The following is a 10516-nucleotide window of genomic DNA, read 5'->3' as shown; positions in this document are numbered from 1 at the left end:
TTCCCCCAAAATCTCGCGCGGGTTTACCCCGTGCGGTTGGCGGTGACGGCGGTCAGGGTGGTCCGATCTTCGACGACCAAGAAGAGGATCGGATGCCCGGCCGTTTCATCACCGACCGACAACACGAGGATTACATGACCCTTCGACAGCATCACACGCAAAAGATTGCGGCTGCCAAAGCCGGCTTCAGCGTCAGCACCGGAGCCCGGATCGAACGTGACCCCCGCCCTCCATCTCAGAAACGACGTGAGCGCCGACACGGAGGCGGCAAGCCCGACCCTTTGGCCGGCCTGTGGGATGAAGAGATCGTTCCGCTGATCGAAGCGACACCGGGCCTTCGGCCGATCGCGGTGCTCGAGGAGATGCAGTACCGTCATCCGGACCGGGACCTGAGCTCTGCGCGCCGCACCTTGGAGCGCCGGATGCGGCTTTGGCGCGCCGAACACGGGCCGGACAGGGAAGTGATCTTCCGCCAGTCACACCCGCCGGGACGGGAGGGCATGTCCGACTTCTTCGACGCGCGCGCGCTCGGCGTCACGATTGCCGGAGTGCCCTTGGCGCATCGGATCTATCACTTCACCCTGGTTCACTCGGGCTGGGAGCATGCCGAGGTGGTGCTTGGCGGCGAGAGCTACACCGCCTTGGCTGGCGGATTGCAGAACGCCCTATGGCTTCTCGGCGGCGCCCCGCGCGAACATCGGACGGACAGCTTGTCGGCCGCCTTCGCCAATCTCGATCGGGATGCCCGAGAGGACCTGCGCACACGCTATGACGCGCTGTGTGCCGACTACGGCATGGAAGCGACCCGGAACAACCGCGGCATTGCACACGAAAACGGGTCTATCGAGAGCCGGCACGGACATCTCAAGACCCGCTTGGAGCAGGCCCTGCTGCTGCGTGGCAGTCATGACTTCGATGAGTTGGACGGCTGGCGACACTTCGTGGCCCAGGTTGTCGCGCGCCACAATGCACGGCATCGGGACCGCCTGAGGGTCGAACGGCCACATCTGCAGCCGCTTCCGGCGCGCCGTAGCTGTGATTACGACGAGGCGCGCGTGCGGGTGACCTCGTCGGGCGGCTTCGTGTTCCGAAAGGTGTTCTACACCGTTCACTCTCGCCTGATCGGCTACGAGCTGAAGCTGCGCATCTTCGATGATCGCCTGGAGTTGTTCCTCGGCGGCACACCCCTCGAGACCCTACCGCGCGGGCGCCCGCCTGCCGGCGGACGTGGGGGCCATGGCTATGTCGTTAGCTACCATCACGTCATCCACAGCTTGCGGGCCAAGCCTCAGGCCTTCGCCAACCTGACCTATCGCGACGCGCTCTTCCCTCGCACGGAATACCGCCGATGCTGGGACGCGCTGACGGCTGCCGGACCGCTGCGGCAAGCCTGCCGGATCATGGTCGGCCTGCTGTGGCTCGCCCATGATCAGACCTGCGAGGCGGAATTGGCCGCGGCCCTCTCGGCAATCCTTGCCCGAGGCGAACTTCCGGTCCTCGAGGAACTGCGCTCCCGCTTCACGCGGACCGAAGGCGATGGTGGGCCCGATGTCCCGGTCTGCATCCCCTCTGCCGGCAGTTACGATGACCTGATCCAGGGTCAGGGAGCGGCCGCATGAGCATGACCGTGGAAACCGCAACACTGCCTACCTTACTGACGGCGCTCAGGCTGCCCACGGTTGCCCGCCTCTGGCCGGAGTTCTGCACCCGTGCCGACAAGGAGGGTTGGCCGGCCGAACGCTTGTTGGCGGCGCTGTGCGAGCTGGAGCTGAGCGAGCGGGAACAGCGCCGCATCCAACGCCATCTTGCCGCTGCAAGGCTGCCACAAGGGAAAACGCTCGACGCCTTCGACTTCCTGGCGGTACCCACCTTGAGCCAGGCCCGCGTCAGAGCGCTGGTCGAAGGCGACAGCTGGCTGCAGGCAGGGCACAATTTGCTGGCCTTTCGGCCCGCCCGGCTCGGGCAAGACGCACCTCGCGGGGGCCATCGGATACGAACTCATCCAACGAGGGTACCGTGTGCTTATGGCAAGGACGTCGGACCTGGTCCAACGCCTGCAAGTGGCGCGGCAGGACCTGGCGCTCACTCAGGAGATCGCGAAGCTCGACAAGTTCGACCTGCTCATCCTCGACGACCTGTCGTACGTGCGAAAGGATCAGGCCGAGACCAGCGCCCTCTTCGAGCTCATCTCCGCACGATACGAGCGGCGCTCTATCATGATCACGGCCAATCAGCCGTTCAGTGGTTGGGACGCCATCTTCCCCGACAGGGCGATGACCATCGCCGCCATCGATCGGCTCGTTCACCATGCAACAATCTTCGAGATGAACGTCGAAAGCTACCGACGCCGTGCCGCCTATGCCGCCGCGACATCGCTCAGCGACATCGAAGATGACCGCGACAAACAACAGCCCGAAAAGGAGATCGCCACAGCGAAGGACAACTCGCGGCCAGCGACATTGAGCAGCGAGATCGAAACTTGATCTGACGGCCGCAAACCGGCACCGTCAAAAAACGTCACCGTCATCCACCTGCGATGTCGCCCAGCACTCAACTGCGATGTCGCGCCACAGTTCCGTCACACCAGAACGGATCACTTTCCGGACGGTGTTCCGCGAGACACGCAGGTCACGACAGATCTGCTTGATCGATTTGCCGTCCTGGAAATATGCCCGACGGATCTTCGCGATAGTCTCCACGACCAACATCCCAAAATTGCTCCCGGTTGTTCCCAGGAGCATGATGACCATCAATGTAAGGGGGTCATTCTTGGACGCCGATCACCCCGCTACGGGGTCAGTTTTCCATGCCTGTTCACAACCTGGCAGAACTCCGTCAGCAACGCGCGTGCCGCGATGGCAACGGCCGGCATCGTCGAACGCCGCTTCCGCAGAACGACCGATCTTGCACCCGCGTGGCGCTCACTCTGGCGTCGCCTGCTCGAGCTGGACGATGCCACCCTCTCCACGTCCCTCGGTCGCTTCGTGCATTTCCTGTCCCAACAAGAGGTCATCCCCGACGAGGTAAACGAGCGGCACGCAGGCGCTTTTCTCGAGGCGGTAACGCTCAACGAGATCAGCAAGGAGCCGGAGACCAGCTACCGCGCCGCGGTGAATGGCTGGAACCTCGCCGTTGCACGCGTCCCCGGCTGGCCGCAAACGCCCATCGCACTTCCGTCCCGCCAGAAGATCTTCCGGCTGCCGGACCAGAGCTTCCCTGCGACGTTTCTCACCGATCTGGACAGCCTCATTGCCGCACTTGGCGCCAACGACCCGCTTTCCGAGACCGGGCGTTACCGCGCGCTTCGTCCCGCGACGCTCAAGCAGTACCGCAGGATGCTCCTGCGCTTCGCGTCCGAGCTCGTGCATGCGGGCATTGACGCCTCTTCCATCACATCCGTCAGCAGCCTCCTTGAACCGACCGCCGCAGAGCGGGGTTTGCGGCAGATGCTCTCCCGCAATGGCAACACCAGCTCCCGCGGCATCGCAGAGGTGGCCCGCCTGCTGCCCAATATTGCCACCACCCTGCACCGTCCCTCTGAGGAGGTGGCACGCCTGCGCCAGCTCTCCGGCAAGCTGGCCGTGGACCCGCAGAAGGGGCTGACCGCCAAGAACCGAGAGCGCCTCCGCGTTCTGCAGCAGCCGCGCAACCGCATGGAGCTCCTCACTCTGCCCGAGCAGGTCTTTCGGCGCGGCACCGGCAACAAGAAGCCCTACTACGCGGCGCTGGACCGCGAGACGGCCCTCGCCATCGCCATCCTTCTCGTCTGCCCCATCCGGGTGAAGAACCTTGCAGAGCTCGAGCTTGGCCGTCACCTCCAACGACCCGGCGATGGTCGGGTCTACCTTGTTCTGGAAGAGGAAGACACCAAGACCAGCCGCCCGATCGAGTTCGAGCTGCCCGAGGATGTCGTGCGCCTGATCGATGCGCATCTCGCCTCCAGAGTCCCCTGGATGTGCCCTGCCGGAACACCCTACCTGTTCCCCAAGCGCTCCGGTGAAGCGCCGGTCAATTCGGCAGACCTCGCGACACGGATTTCCAAACTGGTTCGCGGGGAGCTGGGCCTTGAGATCAACGCGCATCTTTTCCGGCATTTCGCAGTGATGAACTGGCTTGATGCCAACCCCGGAGGCTACGAGGTCGCGCGCCGTCTGCTGGGCCACGCCGACGTCAGCCACACGATCAACATGTACTCCGGGATGGAGGTAAAGTCCGCGACGCGGGCCTTCTCCGACCTTATCGGCGCTCTGCGCGAGGGCCAGGCATGAGCCTCATTCTGCCCCTGCAGGACTGGCCCGCCGCGGATCAGGAGATGTGGCGAGGCCTCTTCACCGAGGGCAACCCGCTCGACGATCGCGGGCCGCTCGTCCACCTGCGGGAGACATCGCGCAAGCGCCTTGCCCTCAGCTACGGGCAATGGCTGCAATGGCACCTTGAATGCGAGCCCCAAGCCCGCAACCTCGCGCCTGCCGACAGAGTCACACGGGCCGCGCTCCTGCAATGGCTTTCCACGCTCGATCGGCTGGCTCCAATGTCCCGCCTCATCTTGGTCACGGGCGTCCTGCGCGTCGTCACCGCCATGAACCTGTCCCGCGACTGGAGCCCGGAGCGCGCGCTACGCGCCCGGCTCAAATCCCTTGCCGGACGCGGGACGCAGGCGCGCAAGATCGGCAGGATCCTGAGCTCCCAGCGGCTACTCGATACCGGCCTGCAACTCGTCGAGGAGGCCAAGGCGCGCGGCGGTAGCAGAGTCTTCCGAGCCACATCGATGCGGGACGGGGCCATGATCGCCCTGCTCTCCATGATGCCGATGCGCGTCCGCGCGCTGGCGGGGCTGACCCTCGGCACCTCCATCGTCGTCGACGAAGACCGAATCTTCATCGCGATCTCACCCGAGCTCAGCAAGACCCACATCCCGTGGGAAGCAGAGGTCCCGCCGCAGGTCGCGCCGGCCTTGCGCGACTACCTCAATGAGGCCCGCCCGTTTCTTGCGGCCCGGGGTTCGGGCGATGACCCGAGCCTCTGGCTGGGGCGCAAGGGATGCGCCCTCAAGATCGACGCCTTCAGACCCGCCATCACAAAGCAGACGAAGCGGCTGACCGGGATCTCGGTCCCGCCGCACTTCTTCAGAGACGCGGCGGCCACCTCGCTGGCGCGCATCTCGCCAGAAGCCGCGTCCCTGATCCGCCCTGTCCTTGGCCACAGTGGCTTCCAAACCGCCGAACGGCACTACATCCATGCCCAGACCATCGAGGCCGGACGCGAGTATGCGGACCTCCTCCAAAGCCTGAAGGGGACATCCGCATGACCCGCGCCGCGATTTACGCCCGTTTCTCGACCACCATGCAACGCGAGGCCTCGATCGAGGACCAGGTCCGGATCTGCCGCGAGCGGGCCGCGCTCGAACGCTGCGAGGTCATCGAGGTCTTCAGCGACATGGCCATCTCGGGCGCCTCGACACGCCGCCCCGGGGCTACAAAGCCTCCTCGCGCTCGCCGAGCGCGGCGGCGTTGATGTCATCCTCTGCGAAGCCCTCGATCGCCTGAGCCGCGACCAGGCCGATGTCGCGCAGCTCTACAAGCGCCTCAGCTTCCACGACGTGCGGATCATCACCACCTCGGAAGGCGAGATCAACGAGCTGCATGTCGGGCTGAAGGGCACGATGAACCAGATGTTCCTGAAGGATCTCGCGGCCAAGACGCGGCGCGGCTTGCGGGGCCGTGTCGAGGCCGGCAAATCCGGTGGCGGGAATGCCTACGGTTACCGTGTCGTGAGAGGCCTCGGTCCGGATGGCCAACCCGTAACGGGTGAGCGCGAGATCGTCCCGCACGAGGCCGAGATCATCCGACGCATCTACCAGGAGTTTGCCGACGGCTATGCCCCGAAGAAGATCGCGCAAAGGCTCAACGCAGACGGCATCCCAGGACCGCGCGGCACGTACTGGCGCGACACTGCGATCCGCGGCCACCGTCAGCGCGGCACGGGGATCATCAACAATGAACTCTATATCGGGCGCCTCATCTGGAACCGTCTCCGCTACGTGAAGGACCCGGAGACCGGCAAACGCGTGTCGCGCCTCAACCCGGAACAGGACTGGGTGATCCACGATGTCCCCGAGCTGCGCATCGTCACCGATGCGCTCTGGGACGCGGTGAAGCGGCGACAGCAGGAGATCGACGCCACGCCCGCCGTTCAGGGCATTCGGAAGAGCCGGTTCTGGGAGAAGAAGCGCAGCCAGCACCTGCTCACCGGCAAGCTTGCCTGCGGCTGTTGCGGCGGCGGGTTTGCCGCGGTGGGCAAGGACTACCTCGCCTGCTCCAATGCCCGCAAACTGCAGACTTGCTCCGCAACGCGATCGATCAAGCGCGCGACCCTCGAAGACGCCGCTCTCGAGCTCTTGCGGGATCGCCTCATGCAACCGGACGCCGTGGCAGAGTTCGTCACCGCCTTCACAAGGGCCGCAAACGCCCAGAGGCGCGACGAGGAGGTCAAGCACGAACAGACCCGGAAGGCCCTCCGGGACGTCGAGCGCAAACTCGCAGGCCTCTACGACGCCATCGCCGACGGGTTGCGGACAGCGGGGCTGTTGCACAAGCTGCAGGCGCTGGAAGACGAGAAGGTCGAGCTGGAGCGCAAGCTCGAGGCCCCTGCCCCGAGCGCGGTGCGGTTCCATCCGAAGCTGGCGGAGCTCTATCGGAGCAAGGTCACGGAGCTGTCAGAGGCGCTGAAGGACGATGCGATCCGCGTCCCGGCGCTGGACCTGCTGCGCAGCCTGATCGACCGCGTCGTGGTGCATCACGACGCGGGGACGGAGGGGATCACGCTGGAGGTCGAGGGGGCGCTGAGCGCGATGATCGCGCAGGCCCAGCCCGGAGGGCTGGGTGATGTCGATCCGAGTTCGTTAGGACTGGTTGCGGGAGTAGGATTTGAACCTACGACCTTCAGGTTATGAGCCTGACGAGCTACCGGGCTGCTCCATCCCGCGGCGATTTTGCCCTGATTATGTTTTGGTCAGGGTGGATCGTTTAGAGAGATACGGTTTTGTGGTCTTTTCTAGGTTTGGCGGTGACCTACTCTCCCACGTCTTGAGACGCAGTACCATTGGCGCGACGGCACTTAACGACCGGGTTCGGAATGGAGCCGGGTGTTTTGCTCGTGCTATGACCACCAAACCAAGGAAAGACCACGCTGCAGAGACGGTGCGGCAGGGAGCGTTTCGCGACGCGAAGCGCGCTGCCAGATCCCGTCACTGCGGGTGGGTGTTCATCAACCTGCCCTGTCGGGCGGTGCTGTCAGTCGAGTACGCTGTATGTGTATGCTTTTGAGTGTTCGCAGTCAGGTTTGTGTCCCTGTCTGTTACTGGATCAAATCAAGCCTATCGGACCATTAGTACCGGTCAACTGAACATGTTACCATGCTTACATCTCCGGCCTATCGACGTGGTGGTCTTCCACGGTCCTCAGGATACTTGTTTTGAGGGGGCTTCCCGCTTAGATGCCTTCAGCGGTTATCCTGTCCGATCATAGCTACCAGCACTGCCGTTGGCACGACAACTGGTCCACCAGTGGATCGTTCACCCCGGTCCTCTCGTACTAGGGGCAACTCCTCTCAAGTATCCTACACCCACGGCAGATAGGGACCGAACTGTCTCACGACGTTCTAAACCCAGCTCACGTACCTCTTTAAACGGCGAACAGCCGTACCCTTGGGACCTGCTCCAGCCCCAGGATGAGATGAGCCGACATCGAGGTGCCAAACACTGCCGTCGATATGGACTCTTGGGCAGTATCAGCCTGTTATCCCCGGCGTACCTTTTATCCGTTGAGCGATGGCCCTCCCACTTGGGACCACCGGATCACTATGGCCGTCTTTCGACTCTGCTCGACTTGTCAGTCTTGCAGTCAGGCTGGCTTCTGCCATTGCACTCAACGAGCGATTTCCGACCGCTCTGAGCCAACCTTCGCGCGCCTCCGTTACGCTTTAGGAGGCGACCGCCCCAGTCAAACTACCCGCCACGCAGGGTCCCGGATCCGGATAACGGACCGCGGTTAGACATCAAGAGTGCGAAGGGTGGTATCTCATCTGTTGGCTCCACAGAGACTGGCGTCCCTGCTTCGAAGCCTACCACCTATCCTGCACATCACAATCCTGATGCCAGTGCGAAGCTGTAGTAAAGGTGCACGGGGTCTTTCCGTCTAACCGCGGGAAGCCTGCATCTTGACAGGCAATTCAATTTCGCTGAGTCGATGTTGGAGACAGCGGGGAAGTCGTTACGCCATTCGTGCAGGTCGGAACTTACCCGACAAGGAATTTCGCTACCTTAGGACCGTTATAGTTACGGCCGCCGTTTACCTGGGCTTCAATTCGGAGCTCTCACCCCTCCTTTTAACCTTCAGGCACCGGGCAGGCGTCAGACCCTATACGTCGTCTTGCGACTTCGCAGAGCCCTGTGTTTTTAGTAAACAGTCGCCACCCCCTGGTTTGTGCCCCCAGCCCCTAGTTGCCTAGGAACCGGGCCTCCTTCTCGCGAACTTACGGAGGTATTTTGCCGAGTTCCTTCAACATCGTTCTCTCAAGCGCCTTGGTATTCTCTACCAGTCCACCTGTGTCGGTTTAGGGTACGGTCCTAAAGTGGGGCTATTTCCAGGGACCGCTCAGCTGCCAGTTCAATCCGATAAGGACTGACAACCTCTGCGATCCGTCACCACCACATGGCCCAGGAATATTAACCTGGTTCCCATCGACTACGCCTTTCGGCCTCGCCTTAGGGGCCGGCTTACCCTGCTCAGATTAGCTTTAAGCAGGAACCCTTGGACTTTCGGCGAGAGTGTCTCTCACACTCTTTGTCGCTACTCATGTCATCATTCTCGCTAGTGATCTCTCCACCCGATGGCTCACGCCCGGGCTTCACTGAAAGGATCCTGTCCTCCATTGCATCCCGAAGGATGCAGAAGAGGATAGATCCTATATCACACTACGCTCCGCTACCATGCCTTACGGCATCCTAAGCTTCGGCTCATGGCTTGAGCCCCGTTACATCTTCGCCGCAGGACAACTTGATTAGACCAGTGAGCTGTTACGCTATCTTTAAAGGATGGCTGCTTCTAAGCCAACCTCCTGGTTGTTTTGGTCGTCCCACCTGCTTTCCCACTTAGCCATGAATTGGGGGCCTTAGCTGTAGGTCAGGGTTGTTTCCCTCTCCACTACGGACGTTAGCATCCGCAGTGTGTCTGCCATCTAGTACTCCCGGGTATTCGGAGTTTGGTTAGGATCAGTAAGCCTGTGGGGCCCCATTACCCATCCAGTGCTCTACCCCCCGGGGCATTCGGATGACGCTCTACCTAAATAGATTTCGCGGAGAACCAGCTATCTCCGAGTTTGATTGGCCTTTCACCCCTAGGCACAACTCATCCCGACCTTTTTCAACAGGTGTGGGTTCGGACCTCCAGTAAGTGTTACCTTACCTTCATCCTGGTCATGCCTAGATCACTCGGTTTCGGGTCTGATCCATCTAACTCGACGCCCTATTAAGACTCGCTTTCGCTGCGCCTACACCTAACGGCTTAAGCTTGCTAGATAGACCAAGTCGATGACCCATTATACAAAAGGTACGCCGTCACTTCGCAAGGAAGCTCCGACTGATTGTAGGCGTTCGGTTTCAGGTACTGTTTCACTCCCCTCGTCGGGGTGCTTTTCACCTTTCCCTCACGGTACTGGTTCGCTATCGGTCAGTAAGGAGTACTTAGCCTTCGGAGGTGGTCCTCCGATCTTCAGACAGGATTTCACGTGTCCCGCCCTACTTGATACGTCCTATCGAGCTTCCCATACGGGGCTGTCACCCACTATGGCTGATCTTTCCAGATCCTTCTGGTCACTCTCAAGGCTCGGCTGGTCCCCGTTCGCTCGCCGCTACTAGGGGAGTCTCTATTGATGTCCTTTCCTCCGGGTACTTAGATGTTTCAGTTCCCCGGGTTTGCTCTTAAAACCCTATGTATTCAGGTTAAAAGTACCTGTTTTAACCCCCAGATAAGAGCCTCGCACCACGCCCAGTGCCGATCCGAAGGATCGGTGTACCTGCATTGAGCAGGCACGGAGTGTGGTTATTGCGAAGCAATAACTGAAGATTATCAGGTGGGTTGCCCCATTCGGAAATTCCTGGGTCAAAGCTTATTCTCAGCTCGCCAGGACTTATCGCAGAGTATCACGTCCTTCATCGCCTCTTACTGCCAAGGCATCCACCAAACGCCCTTCTCGCGCTTGATTTGATCCAGTAAAAGACAGGTTCAGTCTAGTGTGCTACCGCCTTACGGCTACTTGAGCACATGAACCTGACGGCCGACGCTGGTTCGTGTCGACCATCTTGTTACCGGATCAAAAGCATACTTTCCCGCCCACTCTGTCGAGTGGACTTGTGCGATCTCGCGATCGCACGGGTTAGTGTACTTGACTTGGACAACACTTGCTCGTTTCAACAGGGATATGACGGACCGGCCGGCTAGACTGGTCAATCACCTCT

The 10516-nt window shown here is 61.4% G+C and carries 5 protein-coding genes, 1 tRNA gene, 2 rRNA genes and 2 pseudogenes; 6 read left to right on the top strand and 4 right to left on the bottom strand.

All coding sequences use genetic code 11. From position 1 onward, the window contains the following. Positions 1 to 92 precede the first annotated feature (92 nt). On the top strand, positions 93 to 1619 hold the full coding sequence (gene istA, locus R2601_RS08025) for an IS21 family transposase (RefSeq protein WP_040544143.1): 1527 nt from the start codon (positions 93 to 95) through the stop codon (positions 1617 to 1619). Further along, positions 1616 to 2483: pseudogene (istB, locus tag R2601_RS27695) on the top strand (IS21-like element helper ATPase IstB). Before istA ends, istB begins: the two are co-directional and overlap by 4 nt. Before the next feature lie 90 nt (positions 2484 to 2573). Here the strand turns inward: istB and R2601_RS26445 are convergent. Next, a pseudogene (locus tag R2601_RS26445) lies at positions 2574 to 2708 on the bottom strand (helix-turn-helix domain-containing protein); the annotation flags it as partial. A 147-nt stretch (positions 2709 to 2855) separates the two neighbouring features. Here R2601_RS26445 and R2601_RS08010 point away from each other — a divergent pair. Genes R2601_RS08010 through R2601_RS25800 form a run of 4 tightly spaced genes read left to right on the top strand, consistent with a single transcriptional unit; the run spans position 2856 to position 6952 of the window. Further along, positions 2856 to 4268, top strand: coding sequence for a tyrosine-type recombinase/integrase (locus R2601_RS08010; RefSeq protein ID WP_007796285.1), 1413 nt, complete (start codon positions 2856 to 2858; stop codon positions 4266 to 4268). Beyond that, the gene (locus R2601_RS08005) at positions 4265 to 5308 is read left to right on the top strand and encodes a tyrosine-type recombinase/integrase (protein ID WP_007796282.1); all 1044 of its coding nucleotides are present in this window, start codon (positions 4265 to 4267) and stop codon (positions 5306 to 5308) included. Before R2601_RS08010 ends, R2601_RS08005 begins: the two co-directional genes overlap by 4 nt. Beyond that, entirely contained in the window at positions 5305 to 5514 is a 210-nt protein-coding gene (locus R2601_RS27275; protein ID WP_007796279.1) for a recombinase family protein, read from the top strand. The genes R2601_RS08005 and R2601_RS27275 overlap by 4 nt, the downstream gene beginning before the upstream one ends. Before the next feature lie 4 nt (positions 5515 to 5518). Further along, positions 5519 to 6952, top strand: a complete 1434-nt coding sequence (locus R2601_RS25800; RefSeq protein WP_254656073.1) for a recombinase family protein — start codon at positions 5519 to 5521, stop codon at positions 6950 to 6952. Here the strand turns inward: R2601_RS25800 and R2601_RS07995 are convergent. The 3 genes from R2601_RS07995 to R2601_RS07985 form a co-directional block, all read right to left on the bottom strand. Continuing rightward, positions 6909 to 6985, bottom strand: a tRNA-Met gene (locus tag R2601_RS07995). The genes R2601_RS25800 and R2601_RS07995 overlap by 44 nt on opposite strands. Positions 6986 to 7057: 72 nt before the next feature. Continuing rightward, positions 7058 to 7172 (bottom strand): 5S ribosomal RNA (rrf, locus tag R2601_RS07990). A gap of 193 nt (positions 7173 to 7365) precedes the next feature. Next, positions 7366 to 10263 (bottom strand): 23S ribosomal RNA (locus R2601_RS07985). Positions 10264 to 10516 lie beyond the last annotated feature (253 nt).

This window comes from Salipiger bermudensis HTCC2601 (assembly GCF_000153725.1).
Taxonomy (GTDB): domain Bacteria; phylum Pseudomonadota; class Alphaproteobacteria; order Rhodobacterales; family Rhodobacteraceae; genus Salipiger; species Salipiger bermudensis.
Note: the sequence above shows the minus strand (reverse complement) of the source record. Positions and strands in the feature narration are given on the sequence as shown.

Coding starts and splice junctions, on each gene's coding strand:
- istA (WP_040544143.1), top strand. CDS start 93: ATGCCCGGCCGTTTCATCACCGACCGACAACACGAGGATTACATGACC.
- R2601_RS08010 (WP_007796285.1), top strand. CDS start 2,856: ATGGCAACGGCCGGCATCGTCGAACGCCGCTTCCGCAGAACGACCGAT.
- R2601_RS08005 (WP_007796282.1), top strand. CDS start 4,265: ATGAGCCTCATTCTGCCCCTGCAGGACTGGCCCGCCGCGGATCAGGAG.
- R2601_RS27275 (WP_007796279.1), top strand. CDS start 5,305: ATGACCCGCGCCGCGATTTACGCCCGTTTCTCGACCACCATGCAACGC.